Annotated in this window: 15 protein-coding genes, 4 tRNA genes and 1 riboswitch; of the genes, 6 read left to right on the forward strand and 13 right to left on the reverse strand. The window is 58.8% G+C overall.

The window, feature by feature from the left end; translation table 11 throughout:
* Positions 1-1296 precede the first annotated feature (1296 nt).
* Positions 1297-10032 carry a VCBS domain-containing protein gene (locus KW848_RS28145; RefSeq protein ID WP_218538756.1) on the forward strand — a complete coding sequence of 2912 codons (8736 nt, stop codon included), beginning with the start codon at positions 1297-1299 and terminating at the stop codon, positions 10030-10032.
* An 83-nt stretch (positions 10033-10115) separates the two neighbouring features.
* Here the strand turns inward: KW848_RS28145 and KW848_RS28150 are convergent.
* Positions 10116-10192, reverse strand: a tRNA-Arg gene (locus tag KW848_RS28150).
* A gap of 292 nt (positions 10193-10484) precedes the next feature.
* Between KW848_RS28150 and KW848_RS28155 the strand changes: the two genes are divergently transcribed.
* Together KW848_RS28155 and KW848_RS28160 are read left to right on the forward strand one after the other, a co-directional pair.
* Positions 10485-10718, forward strand: coding sequence for a hypothetical protein (locus KW848_RS28155; protein ID WP_111451543.1), 234 nt, complete (start codon positions 10485-10487; stop codon positions 10716-10718).
* Positions 10719-10741: 23 nt separating this feature from the next.
* Positions 10742-10921 carry a PA3371 family protein gene (locus KW848_RS28160; RefSeq protein WP_111451542.1) on the forward strand — a complete coding sequence of 60 codons (180 nt, stop codon included), beginning with the start codon at positions 10742-10744 and terminating at the stop codon, positions 10919-10921.
* On the opposite strand, the gene phnN is transcribed toward KW848_RS28160, so the two are convergent.
* Both phnN and KW848_RS28170 read right to left on the reverse strand, forming a co-directional pair.
* Positions 10896-11468: a phosphonate metabolism protein/1,5-bisphosphokinase (PRPP-forming) PhnN gene (gene phnN / locus KW848_RS28165; protein ID WP_218538757.1), complete on the reverse strand. Its 573-nt coding sequence runs from the start codon at positions 11466-11468 to the stop codon at positions 10896-10898. The two genes, KW848_RS28160 and phnN, sit on opposite strands and share 26 nt — an antisense overlap.
* A 120-nt stretch (positions 11469-11588) precedes the next feature.
* Positions 11589-11744, reverse strand: a complete 156-nt coding sequence (locus KW848_RS28170) for a hypothetical protein (RefSeq protein ID WP_165934052.1) — start codon at positions 11742-11744, stop codon at positions 11589-11591.
* 110 nt (positions 11745-11854) lie between these two features.
* On the opposite strand from KW848_RS28170, the gene KW848_RS28175 reads away from it, so the two are divergent.
* A complete protein-coding gene (locus tag KW848_RS28175; RefSeq protein WP_008154293.1) occupies positions 11855-12181 on the forward strand; it encodes an Arc family DNA-binding protein in 327 nt (108 codons plus the stop codon).
* 105 nt (positions 12182-12286) lie between these two features.
* Here the strand turns inward: KW848_RS28175 and mgtE are convergent, their stop codons facing one another.
* Entirely contained in the window at positions 12287-13729 is a 1443-nt protein-coding gene (gene mgtE / locus KW848_RS28180; RefSeq protein ID WP_008154295.1) for a magnesium transporter, read from the reverse strand.
* Positions 13730-14048: 319 nt separating this feature from the next.
* Between mgtE and KW848_RS28185 the strand changes: the two genes are divergently transcribed.
* Positions 14049-14567, forward strand: a complete 519-nt coding sequence (locus KW848_RS28185) for a cell envelope protein SmpA (protein ID WP_218538758.1) — start codon at positions 14049-14051, stop codon at positions 14565-14567.
* A 19-nt stretch (positions 14568-14586) separates the two neighbouring features.
* Here KW848_RS28185 and KW848_RS28190 read toward each other — a convergent pair.
* From KW848_RS28190 to ltaE, 7 genes are all read right to left on the reverse strand, one after another.
* Positions 14587-14663, reverse strand: a tRNA-Arg gene (locus KW848_RS28190).
* Positions 14664-14734: 71 nt separating this feature from the next.
* A tRNA-Arg gene (locus KW848_RS28195) sits at positions 14735-14811 on the reverse strand.
* A 107-nt stretch (positions 14812-14918) separates the two neighbouring features.
* Positions 14919-15009: transfer RNA gene (locus tag KW848_RS28200), tRNA-Ser, on the reverse strand.
* 62 nt (positions 15010-15071) lie between these two features.
* Positions 15072-15260, reverse strand: a complete 189-nt coding sequence (gene csrA / locus KW848_RS28205; RefSeq protein ID WP_002554426.1) for a carbon storage regulator CsrA — start codon at positions 15258-15260, stop codon at positions 15072-15074.
* A gap of 187 nt (positions 15261-15447) precedes the next feature.
* Positions 15448-16689 (reverse strand): aspartate kinase, encoded by a 1242-nt coding sequence (locus tag KW848_RS28210; RefSeq protein ID WP_008154299.1) that lies wholly within the window; start codon positions 16687-16689, stop codon positions 15448-15450.
* A 91-nt stretch (positions 16690-16780) separates the two neighbouring features.
* Positions 16781-19405, reverse strand: a complete 2625-nt coding sequence (gene alaS / locus KW848_RS28215; RefSeq protein ID WP_218538759.1) for an alanine--tRNA ligase — start codon at positions 19403-19405, stop codon at positions 16781-16783.
* A 146-nt stretch (positions 19406-19551) separates the two neighbouring features.
* Positions 19552-20556, reverse strand: a complete 1005-nt coding sequence (gene ltaE / locus KW848_RS28220; protein ID WP_218538760.1) for a low-specificity L-threonine aldolase — start codon at positions 20554-20556, stop codon at positions 19552-19554.
* 196 nt (positions 20557-20752) lie between these two features.
* A riboswitch (FMN riboswitch) is annotated at positions 20753-20923 on the forward strand.
* Positions 20924-21037: 114 nt separating this feature from the next.
* Here ltaE and KW848_RS28225 point away from each other — a divergent pair.
* The gene (locus KW848_RS28225) at positions 21038-21547 is read left to right on the forward strand and encodes a 6,7-dimethyl-8-ribityllumazine synthase (protein WP_007943897.1); all 510 of its coding nucleotides are present in this window, start codon (positions 21038-21040) and stop codon (positions 21545-21547) included.
* A gap of 162 nt (positions 21548-21709) precedes the next feature.
* Here the strand turns inward: KW848_RS28225 and astE are convergent, their stop codons facing one another.
* Positions 21710-22720 (reverse strand): succinylglutamate desuccinylase, encoded by a 1011-nt coding sequence (gene astE / locus KW848_RS28230; RefSeq protein WP_218538761.1) that lies wholly within the window; start codon positions 22718-22720, stop codon positions 21710-21712.
* Positions 22721-22732: 12 nt separating this feature from the next.
* Positions 22733-23020, reverse strand: a complete 288-nt coding sequence (locus KW848_RS28235) for a topoisomerase II (RefSeq protein WP_192411127.1) — start codon at positions 23018-23020, stop codon at positions 22733-22735.
* Positions 23021-23031 lie beyond the last annotated feature (11 nt).

Genomic DNA, 23031 nt, shown 5'->3' on the forward strand with positions numbered 1-23031 from the left:
TCTCGCGGAGTAACTTGTGATGCTGATAATCTTGTTGACTATCAGTCTGACTCCACAAGCACCCACACGAATTGCTTGATTCAGTTGTTAAAGAGCGGTTGGTTAAGATCTTTCGTCTCAACCGAGGGGCGCACTCTACAGCACACATCCCCAAGTAGCAACCTTAAAAGTTTCTGATTTTCTAATAAAATCAATTACTTAGACTAGAAGCAACATCAAGCTGCTCGCTAGCGGGAGGCGAATAGTACAGTATTAAAATACGCGGTCAACCCCCCACCTGAAAATTCTTTTCCTTATAAAGGAGCCCAGGGTACCTCTATGAAAACGTCCAAGGTCTGATGCTAACGTTCAGGCGTTTCCCTATCCAGGTCCTGGACAACCATCCAAGGGCGGCCAATAGAACAGCACTGCCCGCGGCAGGCGCAATTGTGGCCAGAGCGAATTCATCCGCGTACTGCCCAGTGGGCATATGAGCTATTAGGATCACCTGGGCACGGAACAAGAACGTCCCCCTTGGCCGTGTCGGTAAGATAACGCTCGAGCAGGCCCGCCAGGAAACCGCCCGCTATTTGGCCGATACCCACGAGCACGGCGAACCACTGGCAGTCCCCCAAGGCCGTAAAGGTGCGACCTCCCCTACCCTGCGCGCCTTTATACCTAACACCTATCTATCGTGGTTCGAGCAGCCATCGAGACCGGCATGACGGGTATCCCAACGTTTATGACTCAGGCAGCCCACTTCCCATTGGGGTTTCAGCTCATTCGAGACACGCCATTGTTGAGCGCTCACGACCCATTCGCCAAAAACAAATCGACATAATATTGACACCAAAATACCCATCCGTCGGAATATTGGCACGCCGCACTGTTAACTGCGCTTAACACCTTTACAAAGCCTGACCCCACAACTAAACAACATCAAACTGATATCAGGAAAGGCCGTATCCCTGAGTCGGTGCTACCCCAAAACACGGCCTCACCCAGCCTTTCTCCAGGAGACCCTTCCACATGGGTACTCTCAGTCTATTGCGTGCCATGCGCAGCGCAGCCCCAGGCTGGCGTCCACGTTCGCCCGACTTGTCCTGCGATCCGCGGCTCAAGCGCGGCGAACATTTCCACCCCCGCAATACCCGCGCGGCTCTACCGGCAGCGCTTGTCCCGTCAGCTGGCCGACGATGTCCGACGGCCGCCTCGCACCGCCCCAGAACAACCTGAGCGGCGCAAGAACGGGACATCGTCCTGTTAGCAGTCCCTAACGATTCTAAAAATAAAAAATGGCATTTCCGGGAGAAAGACATGGCTACCACCACAACGACCAGCGGCGGCACCGTTACTTCGCTTTCCAACACTGCGCAAGCGCAGGACGACATTTTCACTACCGGTGTTATTGGCGCGAGCACCGCGGCCATCACTGAAGACCTGCTGGGAGTCGTATACCTGGACGTCATGTCCAATGACCTCGGCGGCAACGCAAAGACACTTTGGTCACTCGATGACGCGACCAGTCTTTCTACTGCCACCAAGATTTATGCGCCGGCCGACCTCCTGATCCAGGACACGGGCAGAATTGAGGCGACGAGCACTGACACCAGTTTCAACGGGGCGAAGATCTGGATTTCGTCGGATGGCAAGGTCGGCTACGACGCCGCTACGTTGTCGACTGCTTTCAAGGCACAACTCCAGTCACTTGCTGCCGGAGGCTCCCTGACAGACAGCTTTACCTATGCGATTCGTCTGGGTAACGGCACGCTCAGCTGGGCCACTGCGCAGGTGCAATTCGCTGGCGTGAATGACGCTGTGACAATAGGCATCGGCGCACAGTCCGGCACGGTAACCGAGGAACCAACTACAACGTCGAGCCTGACCGACTCGCTGAATGCGACAGGCACTATTGCTTTTAACGATGTCGACCTGAGCGACACACATACCGCCTCTTTCGTGGCGGCGGGAGGCAACACCACAGCGCTGGGCAACTTCGTCCTTGCGCCAGTGAGTGAAGCGGCCAACGCGGCAAACGGCACCGTTAACTGGACTTACACCCTGAATAATGCGGCAGCCCAGCATCTGGCCCAGGGTCAGACTGCTACCGAAACCTATGTGGTCACCCTCAATGATGGGCATGGCTCGACGACAACGCAGAATGTAACTATCACCATCACCGGCACCAACGACCAAGTGCAGATCACCAGCGGCGTGCAGGCCGGCGATGCCAAGGAAGACAGCGGCGACTACGCAGCCAACGGCAGCATTACCTTCACCGACGTCGACCGGATCGACACTCACAGCGTCAGCGTCACGCCGGGCGCTTCCGGCTACTTGGGCAGCTTCACCCTCCATCCACTGAGCGACAGTACCGGAACGGGCAGTGGTTCGCTGGATTGGAACTTCGCGGTGAGCAACACCGCCCTGCAGTTCCTCGGCGAAGGCCAGAGCGTCACTCAAACCTATAACGTGGTGATCGGCGACGGCGCGGTACAGACCGTGACCATTACCATTACCGGCACCAACGATCAGGTACAGATCACCAGCGGCGTGCAAGCCGGCGATGCCAAGGAAGACAGCGGCGACTACGCAGCCAACGGCAGCATCACCTTCAGTGACGTCGACCTGATCGACACCCATAGCGTCAGCGTCACACCGGGCGCTTCCGGCTATTTGGGCAGCTTCACCACCGATCCATTGAGCGACAGCACCGGCACGGGCAGTGGTTCGCTGGGATGGCACTTCGCGGTGAACAACGCCGCGTTGCAGTTCCTCGGCGAAGGCCAGACTCGCACCCAGACCTATAACGTGGCGATAGGCGACGGTACGGTGCAGACCGTGACCATTACGATTACCGGCACCAACGACCAGCCGACGCTGACGATTGTCGACAGCACTGGAGCGATGAACGAAGGCAACGGCACGGCCACCCTGAGTGACAGCGGAGCCCTGAGCTTTGCCGATCTGGACAGCACCGACACAGTGACCGTGTCGCAGACCGCTAACAACGACATCGTCTGGAGCGCTGGCGTGCTCAATGCGGGCGTGGCCTCGGCGCTGGTAGCCGGTTTCTCGGTCGACCAGAACAGCTGGGACTACAGCAGCCATCAGAACCTCGACTTCCTCGGTGCAGGTGAAACCATCACTTTCTCCTACGCGGTGGTCGCGACCGACGATAGCGGCGCGGCTAACGCTGCCTCGGCGACGCAGACTGTCACCATCACTATCATCGGCACTAACGACGCGCCCGTACTCAGCTTCGCAACGGGCAATGATGCCGGTGCAGTGCAGGAAGACACCACGCTCAGCGTGAGTGGCCAGCTCAGCTCGGCCGACATCGATCACGCTGCCACGTCCACTTGGACCATCAATGGCTCGGCTTCGGGCACTTACGGTTCGATCGCGGTGGACAGCACCGGAAAATGGACTTACACCCTGGCCAATGGCACCGATGGCGTCGCCAGTGCGGTGCAGTCGCTGAAGGCGGGCGAGAGTCACGATGAAGTGTTCAGCGTGCAGGTCAGCGATGGCCAGGGTGGCGTGGACACTCAACTGGTGACCGTTACCGTCAGCGGCACCAACGACGCAGCCGTGCTGTCCTCGGCCAGCGTCACGCTGACCGAAACCGATGCCCCACTGACCACCAACGGCACCCTGGCCATCAGCGACGTCGACAGCGCCGCGACCTTCGTCGCCCAGTCCAACACCGCCGGCAGCTACGGGCAGTTTTCCCTCGGCACCGATGGTGCCTGGAGCTACGTCGCCGACTCTGCTCACAACGAGTTCGCCGCCGGCACCACCTACACCGACACCTTTACGGTGAGCAGCGCCGACGGCACCCTCACCTCGGTCACCGTGCATATCAACGGGACCAACGATGCCGCGGTGCTGTCCTCGGCCAGCGTCATGCTGACCGAAACCGATGCTCCACTGACCACGGCTGGCATCCTGACCATCAGTGACGTCGACAGTGCCGCGACTTTCGTCGCGCAGAGCAACACCGCCGGCAGCTATGGCCAGTTCTCCCTTGGCACCAACGGTGCCTGGAGCTACGTCGCCGATTCCGCCCACAACGAGTTCGCCGCCGGCAGCAGCTACACCGATACCTTCGCGGTGAGCAGTGCCGACGGCACCGCGACCGCAGTGACGGTGACCATCACTGGCAGCAACGACGCCGCCGCGCTGTCCTCGGCCAGCGTCACGCTGACCGAAACCGATGCCCCACTGACCACCAACGGCACCCTGGCCATCAGCGACGTCGACAGCGCCGCGACCTTCGTCGCCCAGTCCAACACCGCCGGCAGCTACGGGCAGTTTTCCCTCGGCACCGATGGTGCCTGGAGCTACGTCGCCGACTCTGCTCACAACGAGTTCGCCGCCGGCACCACCTACACCGACACCTTTACGGTGAGCAGCGCCGACGGCACCCTCACCTCGGTCACCGTGCATATCAACGGGACCAACGATGCCGCGGTGCTGTCCTCGGCCAGCGTCATGCTGACCGAAACCGATGCTCCACTGACCACGGCTGGCATCCTGACCATCAGTGACGTCGACAGTGCCGCGACTTTCGTCGCGCAGAGCAACACCGCCGGCAGCTATGGCCAGTTCTCCCTTGGCACCAACGGTGCCTGGAGCTACGTCGCCGATTCCGCCCACAACGAGTTCGCCGCCGGCAGCAGCTACACCGATACCTTCGCGGTGAGCAGTGCCGACGGCACCGCGACCGCAGTGACGGTGACCATCACTGGCAGCAACGACGCCGCCGCGCTGTCCTCGGCCAGCGTCACGCTGACCGAGACCGATGCCGCACTGACCACAGCCGGTACGCTGACCATCAGCGACGTCGACAGCGCCGCGACCTTCGTTGCCCAGTCCAACACCGCCGGCAGCTACGGCCAGTTCTCCCTCGGCACTGACGGTGCCTGGAGCTACGTCGCCGACTCTGCTCACAACGAGTTCGCCGCCGGCACCACCTACACCGACACCTTTACGGTGAGCAGCGCCGACGGCACCCTCACCTCGGTCACCGTCCACATCACCGGGACTAACGATGCCGCGGTACTGTCCGCCGACATTGCCAACCTGACCGAGACCGATGCCCCACTGACCACAGCCGGTACGCTGACCATCAGCGACGTCGACAGTGCCGCGACCTTCGTCGCGCAGAGCAACACCGCCGGCAGCTATGGCCAGTTCTCCCTTGGCACTGATGGTGCCTGGAGCTACGTCGCCGATTCCGCCCACAACGAGTTCGCTGCCGGCACCACCTACACCGACACCTTCACGGTGAGCAGCGCCGACGGCACCGCGACCGCAGTGACGGTGACCATCACCGGCAGCAATGACGCTGCGGTGTTGTCCGCCGACATCACCAACCTGATCGAAACCAATGCCCCGTTGACCACCAACGGCACCCTCAGCATCAGCGACGTCGACAGCGCCGCGACCTTCGTCGCCCAGTCTGGCACCGCCGGCAGCTATGGCCAGTTCTCCCTCGGCACCGATGGTGCCTGGAGCTACGTCGCCGACTCTGCCCACAACGAGTTCGCTGCCGGCAGCACCTACACCGACACCTTTACGGTGAGCAGTGCCGACGGCACCCTCACCTCGGTCACCGTCCATATCAACGGGACCAACGATGCCGCCGTGCTGTCCTCGGCCAGCGTCACGCTGACCGAAACCGATGCCGCCGCCGACATCTCCACCACTGGTACGCTCAGCATCAGCGATGTCGACAGCGCCGCGACCTTCGTCGCCCAGTCCAACACCGCCGGCAGTTATGGCCAGTTCTCCCTTGGCACCGACGGTGCCTGGAGCTACGTCGCCGACTCCGCCCACAACGAGTTCATCGCCGGCACCACTTACACCGACACCTTCACGGTGAGCAGCGCCGACGGCACCCTCACCTCGGTCACCGTGCATATTCTCGGCAGCAACGACGCTGCCGTGCTGTCCTCGACCAGCGTCACGCTGACCGAAACCGATGCCCCACTGACCACCAACGGCACCCTGACCATCAGCGACGTCGACAGCGCCGCAACCTTCATCGTCCAGTCCAACACCGCCGGCAGCTACGGCCAGTTCTCCCTCGGCACCGACGGGGCCTGGACCTATGTTGCCAACTCGGCCCACAACGAGTTCGCCGCCGGCACCACCTACACCGACACCTTCGCGGTGAGCAGTGCCGACGGCACCCTCACCTCGGTCACCGTCCATATCAGCGGGACCAACGATGCGCCGGTAATGACGACTGGTGGATCGCTGTCATACACAGAAAACCAGACAACAACGGCGATCAACTCGGCGCTGACGATCACCGATATCGACAGTAGCAACCTGACGGGCGCCACAGTATCGATCACCAGTAACTTCGCCACGGGTCAAGACATACTCGCGTTCACCAACCAGAATGGCATTACCGGCAGCTACAACGCTGGCACTGGCGTGCTGACACTGACCGGAGCCGCGACGGTGGTGCAGTATCAGGCCGCACTGCGCTCGGTGACCTACTCCAACAGTAGCGACAACCCTTCAACGACGGCGCGCACCATTAGCTTCCAGGTGGATGATGGGGCGGCGGCCAACCATGCCAGCAATGTCGCGACAACGACCGTCACGGTGTCGGCAGTCAACGACGCACCGACGACTTCTGGCTTGGCCATAACCGAGACGTCGATCAGCTTCGTCGCGGCAGACCCGGACAATGCGACGCTGTCGCTGCAGAGTCCGTTTGCCGCAGCGTTCGGCAACCCCTCGATCACCAGCGGCGCCAGCACGAATCTGTCCCCCGTGGAGCAAGGCTCCGTGGTATCGGGTACCTTGCAGGTGAAAGATGGCAGTGTCGCGGCGGGCGTAGTGGAGCTCTATCTCGGCACGAGCGCGGGCAACAATTTCTCGGCGGGCAGCTCCGACACAGCGATCTACGGCTTCGGTGGCACGGACAATCTGTCCGGCGGTGCCGGTGCTGACTGGATTTTTGGCGGCGCGGGCAACGACGTGATCGTCGGCGCGGCGAATGACCGCCTACTCGACGGCGGCACCGGAACCGATACCCTCAATGTCGGCAGTGTCTTCGTCAATACGAGCGACAGCCAGATCGCGAATATTGAAAACATACAACTCACCGCAGCGTCAGGAGTACTGACCCTGAACGCTCAAACCGAAAGCTTCACCATCTTTGGTACTTCGGGTGCCGATCAAATCGTCGCAGGCAGCGGGAATGACACGATCTTTGGCACTGACAACGACACACTGCTGGATGGCGGCACCGGTTCCGATACCCTGAGTACGGGGGCCCTCTTCACGAGCACAAGCGACGGCCAGATTACCGGTATCGAGAATGTATTGATCGGAACGGCTTCGACCCTGAACCTCTCCAACCAGACCGAAGGCTTCACCATTACCGGTTCTTCGGGTGTCGACACCATCACCGGCGGCACCGGTGCAGACAGCATTAGTGCGGCGGGTGGCAACGACATCATCAACGGTGCGCAGAACGACACGCTGCTCGACGGCGGAACCAATACCGATACGCTCAACGTCAGCGCGAACTTCACCAGCACCAGCAATGCCCAGATCGCCAATATCGAAAACGTGACGCTGACGACTTCCGGGCTGACGCTCAACCTTGGCAACCAGACCGAGGCCTTCAATATCAATGGTTCATCCGGCGTCGATAACATCAGCGGCGGCAGCGGGGCCGACACCATCAACGGCCAGGCGGGCAACGATACGCTGACCGGTAATGGCGGGGCTGACCAGTTCCGGCTGCGCACCAACGGTGGCACGGACACGATCACCGACTACACGGACAACACCGACAAGATTGGCTTCCTGGGTGGTGCCGTGACGGGTGGTGTCGGCTTCACAACCGTCGGGAGTTCGTCCGGTACAGCGCTGCTCTCCGCCGACTTTCAAACCCGCAACAGCATCAGCAACATCAACATCAATGACGACAACAAGATTGATGTGATCGACTCGAGTTCGCAGACGACGGCACAGATCACAACCGGCACTGGCGGCGGTGCCACCAACACCTACGTGATCGTATTCAACTCGACGACCGGCAAGGGCGAAATCTGGTTTGACACAGACTGGAGCAATACGGCGAGTCGGGTACAAGTGGCAACGCTGAACAACGTTACGACGTTGGCCGGGGTCGCTAACATCACAGCCTCAGATATCGTTGTCCATGACAATACCTTCGGTCCAGCCGGTATTGCCGGCAGCCCGATTAACCTGGGCCTGGCCGATGCGGTGACTCACGCAGGTGTCACCACGGTGAGCATTTCCGGTCTTCCCGCAGGCTGGACCCTGAACCAGGGCTCCGACAATGGTAATGGCACCTGGACGGTGGACCAGAGCAGCCTGGACACACTGACGGTCACGACAGCCGCGGATTTCGTGGGCGCCAGGGTTTTGCCGGTCACCATGACCTGGACCAATGCCGATGGCACGGTGGAAAGCGAAGTCATTCGTGACAATGTCGAGGCCTACGCTCCTGGCTCGCCAATCTTCGCCTTGTCAGCGGACGACAACCTCACCGGTTCCAGCAGCGCCGACCTGTTCGTGTTCGCCCAGCCGATTGGCAATAACGTCATCCATAGCTTCGATGCGGCGGCGGACAAGATCGACTTGATCGGCTTCACCGGTGTCACTGGTTATGCTGACTTGAGCATCGCTAACGACGCAAACGGCGATGCGCTAGTCAACATCGGCTCCGACCAGACGGTCACCCTCAAAGGTGTCGATGCGGCGGACTTGAGCGAAGCGAACTTCCAGTTCGATGTGGACCCGCTCACCAACAACACCGGGACCCTCAGTATTGCCGACGGCGCGATCATGCCGTTCGGTGGCAGCATCCATAACAGCGGCACGATCGAGCTCGGCTCCGCCGGCAGTGCGACCCACCTTGAGATTCTGTTTCGTGGCGCAACCTTGACCGGTGGCGGTCAAGTGCAGCTATCCGACAGCGCGCAGAACGTGATTTTCGGCGGCAGCGCCGACACCGTGCTGACCAACGTCGACAACCGCATTACCGGCGCCGGCCAGTTGGGCGCCGGGCAGATGGTGTTGGTCAATGCGGGGCTGATCCTGGCCAGCGGCGTGAACAGCCTGGTGCTCGACACCGGCACCCACACCATAACCAACAGCGGAGTGCTGGAATCTACGGGTACAGGCGGGATGACGGTGGCCAGTGCGGTCGACAACTCCGGCCACCTGTGGGCCAATGGTAGCGACCTGCACCTGCTGGCCGACGTGACCGGCAATGGCAGCGCCACCATCGACGGCGACGCAACCCTGAGCTTCGATGGCACCGCCCATACCTCAGTCGCCTTCCACGGCGAAGGTGCGGGCACGCTAGTGATCGCACAGGCCGAAGCGGCGGGCTCGCTGGTCGGCATCCTCGGTCTGGAAAGCGATGACATGCTAACCTTCGGCGATCTCGCCTTCGGCGCCAACACCCAACTCAGCTACAACGCCAACGCCTCTGGCGCCGGCGGCCTGCTGACGGTGGATGACGGTGTGCACCGGGCTGAAGTGAATCTGCTGGGCCACTATTCGGTGAATGACTTCCAGGCCACCGACGGCGGCGAGGCCGGTACCCAGGTCAGTTACCACGGTGAATCCAGCGGCACACTGGTGGGGACTATGGCGGCGGACGTAATCAGTGGCGGCGACGGCAACGACATCATTGTCGGTCGTGGCGGGGAGGACACGCTCAGCGGTGGCGCGGGAGCCGATATGTTCGCCTACTTCAACGTGAATGAAGGCGGCGACCATATTCTCGACTACAACTTCGCCGAAGGTGACACAGTCGACCTCTCCGCGCTGCTCAACGCCAACTTCGTTAACGGCACCAGCCAGGTGTCCGACTTTGTCCAACTGGCGCAGTCCGGCAGCGACATCACCGTGAAGGTGGATGTCGATGGCGCAGCCAATGGTACAAACTTCGCCGATGTGGCGGTCCTTGCCAACACGGGCACGAGCGGTACCGATCTGGTGCGCACCTGGTTTGGGGAGGCTGACCATACGCTGACGGCTTGATGTTGGGCTGGAGCTGAATCCACCGCTGCAGACAGCCACAAAAAAGCCCCACCAGATCACTCTGCGTGGGGCTTTCAAATTTATGGTGTCCCAGGGCAGGTTCGAACTGCCAACCTTCCCCTTAGGAGGGGGATGCTCTATCCAATTGAGCTACTGAGACACAGATCGACCACGAAGAAACGCGGTGCGATGGACGGCGTGCATGTTAACGGGCAGGCCTGCTTTTGTCATGTCGTCCTTTGGGCTTTTTAAGTGTAGGCAGACGCCTCGCAGGAGCGTGGCTTTGTTTACCGTGCAAATTGCATCACCGCAAAAGGCCATCATTGCAAAATGCAATGCAGGCACTTCGGGAAAATATCTTAATTCATTGTTTTTAAAGGATTTAATTACCGCTAGACTCTTGGCATGCGGGCTGCTTTAGCTGTTCTCGAAGAACAACGGAGGCAAGCCTCATGAACAGCGCCCTTTTACTCTCGATCGCGACCGCTCTGGCGATTCTGCTGGGCTTTCATTTTGCCCCCGAGAGCGGTGTTCAGCCGGTTGCTCAACGCATGCCTCATTACCTTCAGGTGCAAAGAGCACCTCAACTGGCGGTAATGAGCGATCAGCGCAGCTTTGTCAGCCAAGAGGTGAGCCAGGAGGGCATTCTGCTGCCGGCTCAGTCTTCAGAACGTTTGGTATTTTGAATCACCCCCATCAGGAGCACCGCATGTCCAAATCAGCCGCAGGGTTTTTCATCCTCGCCTTACTGAGTGGCGTTCTTCATCTGTCAGTGGTCCAGGATACGGTCGTCACCCTGCCTTTGATCGCCAGCGGCGTGTTCGGTGCGCTGTTTGTGCTGGCGCTGATTGCCGGGCGCAAGATCAAGTTCGATCCGGTACTGCGTTAATCCTCAACAGGTCCAGCAGATTGGCAACCGTGGTGGACAGTTCGCCTGAATTGTCGAGTCGATGGATCTGCGCGTCACCGATTGAACCCTCTGCCGTGAATAACCCATTGCGGTGCAGCCTCGCTTCAATCTCAGCAAAACTTTCGCGACCACGGCGCAGCAGGCGCTCTCGCAGCACTTCATCCTTGACGGTCAAGAGAACCGGCAATAGCGTTGGATACCGTCGCAGCGCCTGAGCCAGATGGCCGCGAGAGCCGTTGACCAAGACGTGCCGACCGTCATTGAGCCATTGATCTATTTCGATCGGAATACCGTAATCCAGGCCATTGGCGTTCCAGCACAGCGCGAAATCACCCTCGACTCTGTGTTGCTCGAACTCTTCCCGGGAAACGCCAATCGCATCCTCGCCCACTGATTCGGTCGACCGCGTGATGACCCGACGCACCACTTCACAATTGAGCGTCTGCAACGGCTCACGAGCGGCTTCGATGAGGCTGTCCTTGCCGGACCCAGAAGGCCCCATCAAGTAAATCAGCCTGCCATCCATCTTGAAATCACCTCCCACTGCACGTCTTCCCCTAGTAAATCGGCCAATTGCCACTATCCTGTACAAGTAAGGAACGCTGATCGAATCTGCACAGCATGCGCCTTCAGGCGTCTCAGGACATCACCTGTCGGGCAAGAGGAAACGGCCAGCAATACGGACCAGGGCAAACTTTTCAAACCAGTCCGCATTTCTGATAATTGGTGCTGGCATAACGCCTTTATCCAGTTCAATATTTGTCACAGAATTGACGCCAACGAACTGGCTACTTTGAGGCATGATGCGAGCCTCTATCAATTCAGGTTGAACATTTGGCCAGACCGCTTGTCATATCAGACATCCTGCGGCCAATCCCGAGAACCGCTCCCCTGAACTAACCGGTTAAATATATGCGCCCATTGAAACAGGCAATTTATTCCAGCCGTACGGCTGACAAGTTCGTCGTACGTCTGCCAGACGGAATGCGTGAACGCATTGCCGAGGTGGCTCGCAATCATCATCGCAGCATGAACTCCGAAATCATCGCGCGCCTTGAGCAGAGCCTTATTCAGGAAGGCGCACTGGGCGAAGAATTGAGCATGCGCCTGGACAGCCCGGAGCTGTCATTGCACGAACGTGAACTGCTGCAACGCTTCCGCCAACTCTCCCACCGTCAGCAGAATGCTCTTGTTTCGCTGATTGCGCATGATGCCGAAATGGCCACAGACGCTTCCTGATTTCATCCGAAAGTTCAAGCCAGCTTAATCGCTGGCTTTTTTTTGCCTGAAATTCGGACATAAAAAAACCCGCCGATTGATTGGCGGGTTTTTTATATCGATAAGTCAGAGCAGGAAGATCGTCGCCAACCCGAGAAAGATGAAGAACCCGCCACTGTCCGTCATAGCGGTGATCATCACACTGGCGCCCATCGCAGGATCACGCCCAAGCCGCGCCAGGGTCATGGGAATCAACACCCCCGCCAATGCCGCCAGCAACAGGTTGAGCGTCATGGCAGCAGTCATCACTACCCCCAGAGACCAACTGCCATACAGCAGATAGGCGACGACACCGATCACCCCCCCCCAGACCAGGCCATTGATCAGACCTACCGCCAACTCCTTGCGCATCAGGCGCGAAGTGTTGCCGGTGCTGACCTGATCCAGCGCCATGGCCCGAACGATCATGGTGATCGTCTGGTTACCCGAGTTACCACCGATACCCGCCACGATCGGCATCAGTGCCGCCAACGCCACCAATTTCTCGATGGAGCCTTCGAAAAGACCAATCACCCGGGATGCGATGAATGCGGTGATCAGGTTAATTGCCAGCCAGGCCCAACGGTTACGCAGGGATTTCCAGACTGACGCAAAAATATCTTCCTCTTCACGCAGACCCGCCATGTTGAGAACTTCGTTTTCGCTCTCTTCACGAATCAGGTCGACCATTTCATCGATGGTCAGACGGCCGATCAGCTTGCCGTTCTTGTCGACTACAGGCGCCGAGATCAAGTCATAACGTTCGAATGCCTGAGCAGCGTCATAGGCGTCTTCGTCCGGGTGAAAACTCACCGGGTCGCTGGCCATGACTTCAGAAACCTGTTTTTCCGGGTCGTTGACCAGCAAACGCTTGATTGGCAGCACGCCCTTGAGCACGCCGTCGTAATCGACCACGAACAGTTTGTCCGTGTGGCTTGGCAACTCCTTGAGGCGACGCAGGTAACGCAAAACCACTTCGAGACTGACATCCTCACGGATCGTCACCATCTCGAAGTCCATCAGCGCACCGACCTGCTCCTCGTCGTAGGACAACGCAGAGCGGACGCGCTCACGCTGCTGACCATCGAGGGTTTCCATCAGCTCGTGGACGACGTCTCGCGGCAGCTCGGAGGCCAGGTCAGCAAGTTCGTCGGCATCCATGTCCTTGGCCGCAGCCAGGAGCTCGTGATCGTCCATGTCGGCGATCAGCGTTTCACGAACCGAATCGGATACTTCGAGCAGAATGTCGCCGTCGCGATCGGCCTTGACCAATTGCCAGAGCGTCAGACGATCGTCCAGCGGCAAGGCTTCAAGGATGTAGGCGACGTCGGCGGAGTGCAGATCATCGAGCTTGCGTTGCAACTCGACGAGGTTTTGCCGGTGAACCAGGTTCTCGACCCGGTCGTGATGCGGACCTTCCTGGCGGTGAGTCAGGTCTTCGACCACCCGCTGACGCTGCAGCAGCTCAACAACTTGAGCGAGGCGGTCCTGCAAGCTTTCCTGCGTTTTCTTTACTTCAACTTCAGACATAGGCGAACTCCACTCCCAGCAGCGGGGCACGCCGGAAGGATCAATCAGTCAATTCATGATTGGAAAAACGGGGTACTGAGTAACTACTGGGTAAGTCCATGGAGGTATTCCACAAGCCCCGGCGGGGCTGACGGGCGCAATGATACACCGCCCGACGGTTTTAAACGTTAAAAAATCGTGGCTGAAACAAGTGCTTGCAAGACAAACCTGAGCGCCGCCTGATCCACCAAACTGCGACGACTCATCCTGAAAAGAAAACACACCACGACCGAAAAATGTAACGACTACCCTTCAGATGGACCGTCATGGAGGACGTTTGATGCGATCGAATGCACATTGTTTTTTGTTGATCACCCTGCTCTGCCCGTCGCCCTGGGTGCTTGCCACGACCGTTCACCGCTGCGAGGCGGCCAACGGGCGCATCACCTTCACTACGTTGAGCTGTACGGCCGGAGACAGCCTTTCGCTTCAGGATGTCCGCACCTTCACCCCGGGCAGCGTGACCGCTCTCATGCCGGAAGCCGAGAATCGCGAAACATCAGGTATGAAAATCAAAAGGAGAGATCCGACCGTCGTCGGCAAGACCGATGACAAATGTGGAAACCTCATCAGCGCCAAAGAACGCCGCGAAGCGATCATCAATCAGCGGATTGTTGCCGGCATGAGTCAGCAGGACGTCGAGAGCGCCCTTGGCAAGCCAGACAAGATCAGTATTCGCAATTCGGCCACGAGTTACCGTTACGACACCCGGCGAGGTCGTAGCGCACACGTTGAGTTCGATGAGAGAGGATGCACCAAAGGAAAAGCCAAATCCCAGACGGCAAAAAGCCCGCGTTAAACGCGGGCTTTTTGGTGTTTGGTGCACTCGACAGGATTCGAACCTGTGACCGCTCGGTTCGTAGCCGAGTACTCTATCCAGCTGAGCTACGAGTGCATTTGTGTTTTTATACCAGATCACAACTGGTTGAAGCCAAGTCATTCACATTACTGCAGATGACTCTTAAATGGTGCACTCGACAGGATTCGAACCTGTGACCGCTCGGTTCGTAGCCGAGTACTCTATCCAGCTGAGCTACGAGTGCATTTGTTGCCGCGCATTATAGGCCGTCTAATCTCTATGTCAAACACTTTTTCTAGTAATTTCAAACACTTACCGAAGAAGCCAGATTACAACGTACTACGCAAATAATGGCGGAGAACGGGGGATTCGAACCCCCGACACCCTTTTGAGGTGTACTCCCTTAGCAGGGGAGCGCCTTCGGCCACTCGGCCAGCTCTCCGCAACACGGGGCGTATATTAACCAGCTTCTTCCCCGTTTGCAAACATAAAAAACGATAAAAATTAATGGCTTGGTTCTTCGTCCTTCTCTTTCTTTATACGCAGGTAAATTTCCTCACGGTGGACCGCAACCTCTTTCGGGGCGTTGACACCGATACGCACTTGATTTCCTTTGACGCCGAGCACGGTCACGGTGATTTCGCCATCACCAATAATCAGGCTTTCTGCGCACCGACGAGTCAGAATCAGCATACCTTTCTCCTCACGCATTTCATTTCAGGGACAACAGTCTGCAAAAAAAAGGCACTCGACCTACAACCTGAACGATCGCAGCCCTACATGCCTGAGTATTGACTAGCGCGAGCAAAAGAACAGCCTCGAGTCGCGCCATTCAAAAAAACAAAAGGGCGCGGTCAGACCGCGCCCTTCGGTTAACGCATCACTCGCCCTGACGGGCCGGTGCGTCCAGTTCGAAAGCCGTGTGCAGAGCGCGCACAGCCAGTTCCAGGTACTTCTCTTCGATCACTACGGAGACTTTTATTTCCGAGGTCGAGATCATCTGGATGTTGATGCTTTCCTTGGCCAGGGATTCGAACATGCGACTGGCCACGCCTGCGTGGGAGCGCATGCCGACACCGACGATCGACACCTTGGCAATCTTGATGTCGCCAACGACTTCACGGGCACCGATCTCGCGAGCGGTGTTTTCCAGCACGGTTTGCGCGGCCTGGAAGTCATTGCGATGCACGGTGAAGGTGAAGTCGGTGGTGTTATCGTGCGCAACGTTCTGCACGATCATGTCGACTTCGATGTTCGCGGCACTGATCGGGCCGAGGATCTTGAATGCAACACCCGGGGTGTCTGGCACGCCACGGATGGTCAGCTTGGCTTCATCGCGGTTGAAAGCGATGCCGGAAATGATCGGCTGTTCCATGGTTTCCTCTTCATCAATAGTAATGAGGGTGCCCGGACCCTCTTTGAAGCTGTGCAGTACGCGCAGCGGAACGTTGTACTTGCCGGCGAATTCCACCGCACGGATCTGCAACACCTTGGAACCGAGGCTGGCCATTTCCAGCATCTCTTCGAAGGTAATCTTGTCCAGACGCTGAGCCACGGACACCACACGCGGGTCGGTGGTGTAGACGCCGTCGACATCGGTGTAGATCTGGCATTCATCAGCCTTCAAGGCTGCCGCCAGCGCCACGCCGGTGGTGTCGGAACCGCCACGACCGAGGGTGGTGATGTTGCCGTGCTCGTCGACGCCCTGGAAACCGGCGACAACGACCACACGACCAGCCTTCAGGTCGCCACGAATCTTCTGGTCATCAATCTGCAAGATACGCGCTTTATTGTGCGCACTGTCCGTCAGAATCCGCACCTGGTTGCCGGTGTAGGACACCGCTGGCACGCCGCGCTTGATCAGCGCCATGGCCAACAGTGCAATCGTCACCTGCTCACCGGTGGAGACGATCACGTCCAGCTCACGAGGAACCGGTTGGCCGTCGCCACTGATTTTCTTGGCCAGATCGATCAGACGGTTGGTTTCGCCGCTCATTGCAGACAGCACGACCACCAGGTCATCGCCGGCTTCGCGGAATTTCTTAACCTTGTCGGCGACCTGCTCGATTCTCTCGACAGTGCCGACCGAGGTGCCTCCAAATTTCTGTACGATCAAAGCCATTTCAAAGCCGCCTCTGCCCATGAAGGGCGCCCAAATAATCACTCAAACAGCGTTCTGGCCCGCCACTAGACTGCGGGCCGGACACACTGCCTTATAAACCCTGCTCTACAAATGGAACAGTCAGGGCCAATGCCGCATCCAGTGCGCCAGCGTCAGTACCACCGCCTTGCGCCATGTCTGGACGACCACCGCCCTTCCCGCCCACTGCCGCAGCGGCTTGCTTCATCAAATCACCGGCTTTGAGTTGGCCAGTCAGGTCTTTGGTTACGCCTGCAACCAGAACGACCTTTTCCTCATGGACACTGCCGAGCAGGATCACTGCGCGGCCGAGTTTGTTTTTCAGTTGATCGACCAGCGCCAGCAGCGCCTTGCCGTCCTGACCGTCCAGACGCACGGCCAGCACTTTCACGCCTTTGACATCCAGGGCAGAAGCCGACAGATCGTCGCCCGCCGCACTGGCAGCCTTGGCCTGCAGCTGCTCGAGTTGCTTCTCCAGCAGACGGTTGCGCTCCAGCACAGCCGACAGCTTGTCGATCAGGTTGTCGCGGCTACCCTTGACCAGGTTGGCCGCTTCCTTGAGTTGTTCTTCAGCAGCGTTCAAGTATGCCAGCGCCGCGGCGCCAGTGACCGCTTCGATACGACGCACGCCAGAAGCCACACCGCCTTCGCTGATAATTTTCAGCAGGCCGATGTCACCAGTCCGGTTGGCGTGGATACCACCGCACAGCTCGACGGAGAAACTACCGCCCATGCTCAGCACGCGCACGTTGTCGCCGTACTTCTCGCCGAACAGCGCCATGGCGCCCTTCTGCTTGGCGGTTTCGATATCGGTTTCTTCGGTTTCAACTTCGGAGTTCTTGCGAATCTCGGCGTTGACGATGTCTTCCAGCGCCTTCAACTGCTCAGGCTTGATGGCTTCGAAGTGGCTGAAGTCAAAGCGCAGGCGCTGACTGTCGACCAACGAGCCTTTTTGCTGAACGTGGTCGCCCAGCACCTGACGCAATGCGGCGTGCAACAAGTGAGTCGCCGAGTGGTTCAGCGAAGTCGCGTGACGTACTTCGGCATCAACATGAGTTTCTACCGGTGCGCCGATGGTCAGGCTGCCCGAGGCCAGTACGCCGTGATGCAAGAAGGCGCCACCGGTTTTGGTGGTGTCACGCACGTCAAAGCGCGCGTTGCCGACCTGAAGGTAACCGCAGTCACCAATCTGACCGCCGGATTCAGCGTAGAACGGCGTCTGGTTCAGTACGACCACACCCTCTTCGCCTTCACTGAGGACGTCAACCGACTGGCCATCTTTATAGAGGCCAACGACTTTCGCCGAACCTTTAGTCGCTTCATAGCCGGTGAATTCGGTGGCCACATCAACCTTGACCAGGCTGTTGTAGTCCATGCCGAATGAGCTGGCGGAACGGGCACGGACGCGCTGGGCTTCCATTTCGCGCTCGAAGCCTTCTTCGTCGATGGTCAGGCTGCGTTCGCGAGCGATGTCGCCGGTCAGGTCCATCGGGAAACCGTAGGTGTCGTAGAGTTTGAATACTACGTCGCCCGGCACCACGTCACCTTTGAGATCGGCCAGATCCTGCTCAAGGATTTTCAGGCCCTGCTCCAGGGTCTTGGCGAACTGCTCTTCTTCAGCCTTCAGTACACGCTCGATGTGCGCCTGCTGGGATTTCAGCTCTGGGAAGGCTTCGCCCATCTCGGCGACCAGGGCCGCAACGATCTGGTAGAAGAAGCTGCCCTTGGCGCCCAGCTTGTTGCCGTGACGGCAGGCGCGACGAATGATCCGGCGCAGCACGTAGCCGCGGCCTTCATTGGACGGCAGCACGCCGTCGGCAATCAGGAAACCGCACGAGCGAATGTGGTCGGCGACGACTTTCAGGGACGCCTGATTGTCGTTGGTGCAACCGATGGCCTTGGCCGATGCGCTCAGCAGGCTCTGGAACAGGTCGATTTCATAGTTCGAGTGAACGTGCTGCAGCACGGCACTGATCCGCTCCAGGCCCATGCCGGTATCGACCGACGGCGCTGGCAACGGGTGCAACACGCCATCGGCGGTGCGGTTGAACTGCATGAACACGTTGTTCCAGATTTCAATGTAACGGTCGCCATCTTCTTCCGGCGAGCCCGGTGGGCCACCCCAGATGTCAGCGCCGTGATCGTAGAAAATCTCGGTGCAAGGACCGCACGGGCCGGTATCGCCCATGGTCCAGAAGTTGTCGGACGCGTACGGCGCGCCTTTGTTGTCGCCGATACGAACCATGCGCTCGGCCGGAACCCCGATTTCCTTGGTCCAGATGTCGTAGGCCTCGTCATCGCTGGCGTAGACGGTGACCCAGAGCTTTTCTTTCGGCAGGTTCAGCCACTGTTCGGACGTCAGGAAGTTCCAGGCGTAGGTGATCGCATCGCGCTTGAAGTAATCGCCGAAGCTGAAGTTACCCAGCATTTCGAAGAATGTGTGGTGACGGGCGGTATAACCGACGTTTTCCAGGTCGTTGTGCTTGCCGCCGGCGCGCACGCATTTCTGGCTGCTGACCGCGCGGGTGTACGCGCGCTTTTCCTGGCCCAGGAAACAGTCCTTGAACTGGTTCATCCCCGCGTTAGTGAACAGCAGGGTTGGGTCGTTGCCCGGAATCAAAGAGCTGGAGGCTACACGGGTGTGGCCTTGCTCTTCGAAGAAGCGAAGGAAGGCTTCACGGATTTCTGCGCTTTTCATTAGGTTCTTCCACGGAGGCTGCGGCCAAAGGCCTGTGCGAAACGTCAACAGACGAAGCGACGGCAAAGGGCCGCATTATATCGGCCCTGCGCGCGGGGTACAGCGTGTTTATACGATAGAAACGGTCAATTGGACCGCTAACGCTATCAGTTGCGCGAAAACTCGACGAATGTCGCGACGACCTGCTCGATTTGAGCGCGGCTGACGTCCATGTGCGTGACCATGCGCAGACGTCCGGCAGCGCTCAGCTTGATCCCGCGTTCGGCGGCAAACGCCTTGATGGCCTCGGCCTTGTCGCCCATCTGCACGTAAACCATGTTGGTCTGCACCGACTCGACCTCGTAACCCGCCGCTCGCAAGCCTTCGGCCAGCAACTGCGCGTTGGCGTGGTCATCAGCCAGACGCTGAACATGGTTATCCAGCGCGTACAAACCTGCTGCCGCCAGAATCCCGGCCTGGCGCATGCCGCCGCCGACCATCTTGCGCAGGCGTCGCGCCTTGGCGATCAATTCGACCGAGCCGCACAGCACCGAACCGATCGGCGCGCCCAGGCCTTTGGACAGGCAGACCGAGACCGAATCGAAATACTGCGTGATTTCCCGGGCATCGACACCCAATTTGACCGCCGCGTTGTACAGCCGCGCGCCGTCCAGGTGCAGTTGCAACCCATGTTCGCGAGTAAAGCTACGAGCCCGCGCCAGATACTCCAGTGGCAAAACCTTGCCCTGCATAGTGTTTTCCAACGCCAGCAAGCGAGTCCGGGCGAAGTGGAAGTCGTCCGGTTTGATCGCGGCCGCCACGTGGGCCAGGTCCAGCGATCCGTCGGCCTGCACTTCCAGTGGCTGCGGCTGAATCGAACCGAGCACGGCCGCACCGCCACCTTCGTACTTATAGGTGTGAGCCTGCTGGCCGACGATGTACTCGTCACCGCGTTCGCAGTGGGCCATCAAGCCCAGCAGATTGCTCATGGTGCCCGTCGGGACAAACAGCGCCGCAGCAAAACCCAACTGATTCGCAAGCTCGGTTTCCAGTCGATTGACCGTCGGATCTTCGCCGTAAACGTCGTCACCGGTGGCCGCGCTGGCCATCGCGTCGAGCATCCCTGCGGTCGGTTGGGTGACGGTGTCGCTGCGAAGATCGATAACGCTCATGAATCTGGCCTCGGTAAGCAGGGGAAAATCCCTTTCAAGTAGGAATTACTGCGGTCATGCCGACGAATAATCAACCCTTGGGTGCGAAAAGGCTTCTCGAACCGACGAAAAAGTCGATAGCAATCATCAGATAGCAGCAATGCACAGGTGAGAAATATGTGTTAAAAACGCTTCGCCGCCAAACAATCTGGCGGCAAAACGTTCTCAGGGCGGGGTGCAACTCCCCACCGGCGGTAATTGCGCGCAATGCGCATAGCCCGCGAGCGCTTGGCGACAGATACGGCAATGGCTGTGATGGCGGCAAGGTCAGCAGACCCGGTGTGATCCCGGGGCCGACGGTCATAGTCCGGATGAAGAGAGAACGGGATTGGCGCCGCCTAGGCTCTATACCAAAGCGCCGTCCGCAGGCATTTGTGCCTGCGTGCCATTAAATCCCATTCGATTCATATGCCCTGTTTTTTACATAAACAGGAGTCAGAACATGCAACCCACCGCAATCGATAGCAAAAGCAAAAACCATCAGGGCGAGCGCGTTGCGTTCATCCAGGCCTGCTGGCACAAAGAAATCGTCGATCAGAGCCGTAAGGGCTTTGTGGCCGAAATGATTGCTCAGGGTTATCAGGAATCGGAGATCGATTTCTTCGAAGTCGGCGGCGCCTTTGAAATTCCGCTGCACGCCAAGCTGCTGGCCAAATCCGGTCGTTATGCCGGCATCGTAGCGGCGGGCCTGGTAGTCGACGGCGGCATCTATCGCCACGAATTCGTCGCCCAGTCGGTGATCAGCGGCTTGATGCAAGTTCAGCTGGAAACCGAAGTGCCGGTGTTCTCCGTGGTTTTGACCCCGCACCACTTCCATGCGGGCGAAGAACATCAGAAGTTCTTCTTCGAGCACTTTGTGCATAAAGGCCAGGAAGCGGCGAAAACGTGCGCGGATACGTTGCACAAGATGCGTGCGTTGCGTCGTAGCGAGCCACGTGCGGTAGCTGTCTAGTCAGATGATCATGGTGTGAGTGAGGTCTTTGACTTCACTCAAATCAACTGTGGGAGCGGCGGTCCGACTTGCTCGCGAAGGCGGTGTATCAGTCAACATAGCCGTCGACTGTTAAGCCGCTTTCGCGAGCAAGCCCGCTCCCACATTTGTTATGCGTTGAATTCAGGCGAGGTTTTCGTCGGTGGTCGGCACAATCAGGATGCCGGCGCGCAGGCCGTTCTTGACCCTGGGGTTCGGGAAGATGATCCGGGCACCCTCCTCCTCAATGATCCACCGGGTCTGGGCGATGTCTTCGGCCAGCAGGTAACCCACTTCCAACTCCGAAAAGTTCTCGATGTCCGCTGGCAGGTTCAAGCGGAAGCTATCGCTGTGCTTGATGATTTCTCGCGCCACGCTAAACAGCTGCAAACCGTCCAGCGCTTCTTCGGTCTGGGCTGGCTCGCTGCCTTCGATAATCTGTTTGAGGCGAGTTTCCAGCAGATCGACGTTGACCCCATCGTTCTGGCCGAATGGCCGCGCCTTGCCCAGTTCAAGGGTAAAAGACTCGGCACCGAGTTTGTCGTAAGTGTAGGAGCTGAAAACGATGGACGGCTTGTTTTGCAGCAGCACCGCTTCCATGCCGGCAGCACGCAAACGCGCCAGTTCCAGGCGGGAATGCTGTCGGCCTTCCTTCCAGGGATACAGCGCGAACTGCTCGATTTTCGAGCCACGAATCGCGGTGTGCAGGTCATAGTGCAGACGGTTGCGATCCGGCAGGCTGAAGAAACTCGCCGCCAGCCGCTCCAGTTCACACGCGCGCAGGGCTTCGGAGCCGCTGCTTTGTTCGTGACGGCCGTTGAACAGCCGATTGACGTCCTGCTCGATGAAGCGCTCGCCTTTGCGAATCGCTTCCGGGTTGCCGAACAGGAACAGAATACGTGTACGCGGTTTCAAGTCGCCGCGGGCGATGTCATGCAACAGGCGATCGAGCAACTCGATCGGCGCTGTTTCATTGCCATGGATGCCGGCCGATAGCAGCAGGTCCAGGCCATTGTCGCGAGCTTCAGGTGGCCGGACTTCCAGCGCACCTTCGCTCAACCAGCGCATGCGCACGCCTTCGACAGTCAGTTGAGTCTTCTCCGCCGGTTCGCGGCCGGCGAGGGTCAGTTCAAGCAATTTGCCGAGGGCGAGCATAGAGCGGTTTCCTTAGTGGTCGTGCTGGCAATCCGGGCCGTGCACGTGGTCTTCGTCACCGACTTCAGCCGGTTCCATTTCCAGTTGCAGACTTACCAGATTAGTCGCCAATGGGCGCAGCAGCAGGTTTGCGTATTCAGCGTCACCTTCTTCGACGTCCACGCCGATCAGCAATTGGCCGCGGCCGTCATGCTGAATCCACAGCTCTTTGCCTTGCCACATGACCGCGACGCGGGTGCAGGAAGTTTCCAGTTGCGTGCCGTCGGTGTCTTCAAGGATCAGCTGCAGGGTATCGCTCATGTTTTTTACGC

The organism is Pseudomonas sp. PDM25, assembly GCF_019219045.1.
Lineage (GTDB): Bacteria > Pseudomonadota > Gammaproteobacteria > Pseudomonadales > Pseudomonadaceae > Aquipseudomonas.

Bases quoted from the DNA above. Each gene is read 5' to 3' on its own strand.
- phnN (WP_218538757.1), bottom strand. From the start codon at position 11,468: ATGGATGGCAGGCTGATTTACTTGATGGGGCCTTCTGGGTCCGGCAAG.
- KW848_RS28235 (WP_192411127.1), bottom strand. From the start codon at position 23,020: ATGAGCGATACCCTGCAGCTGATCCTTGAAGACACCGACGGCACGCAA.
- KW848_RS28175 (WP_008154293.1), top strand. From the start codon at position 11,855: ATGCGCCCATTGAAACAGGCAATTTATTCCAGCCGTACGGCTGACAAG.
- KW848_RS28160 (WP_111451542.1), top strand. From the start codon at position 10,742: ATGTCCAAATCAGCCGCAGGGTTTTTCATCCTCGCCTTACTGAGTGGC.
- csrA (WP_002554426.1), bottom strand. From the start codon at position 15,260: ATGCTGATTCTGACTCGTCGGTGCGCAGAAAGCCTGATTATTGGTGAT.
- astE (WP_218538761.1), bottom strand. From the start codon at position 22,720: ATGCTCGCCCTCGGCAAATTGCTTGAACTGACCCTCGCCGGCCGCGAA.
- KW848_RS28145 (WP_218538756.1), top strand. From the start codon at position 1,297: ATGGCTACCACCACAACGACCAGCGGCGGCACCGTTACTTCGCTTTCC.
- mgtE (WP_008154295.1), bottom strand. From the start codon at position 13,729: ATGTCTGAAGTTGAAGTAAAGAAAACGCAGGAAAGCTTGCAGGACCGC.
- alaS (WP_218538759.1), bottom strand. From the start codon at position 19,405: ATGAAAAGCGCAGAAATCCGTGAAGCCTTCCTTCGCTTCTTCGAAGAG.
- KW848_RS28185 (WP_218538758.1), top strand. From the start codon at position 14,049: ATGCGATCGAATGCACATTGTTTTTTGTTGATCACCCTGCTCTGCCCG.
- KW848_RS28225 (WP_007943897.1), top strand. From the start codon at position 21,038: ATGCAACCCACCGCAATCGATAGCAAAAGCAAAAACCATCAGGGCGAG.
- KW848_RS28155 (WP_111451543.1), top strand. From the start codon at position 10,485: ATGAACAGCGCCCTTTTACTCTCGATCGCGACCGCTCTGGCGATTCTG.
- KW848_RS28210 (WP_008154299.1), bottom strand. From the start codon at position 16,689: ATGGCTTTGATCGTACAGAAATTTGGAGGCACCTCGGTCGGCACTGTC.
- KW848_RS28170 (WP_165934052.1), bottom strand. From the start codon at position 11,744: ATGCCTCAAAGTAGCCAGTTCGTTGGCGTCAATTCTGTGACAAATATT.
- ltaE (WP_218538760.1), bottom strand. From the start codon at position 20,556: ATGAGCGTTATCGATCTTCGCAGCGACACCGTCACCCAACCGACCGCA.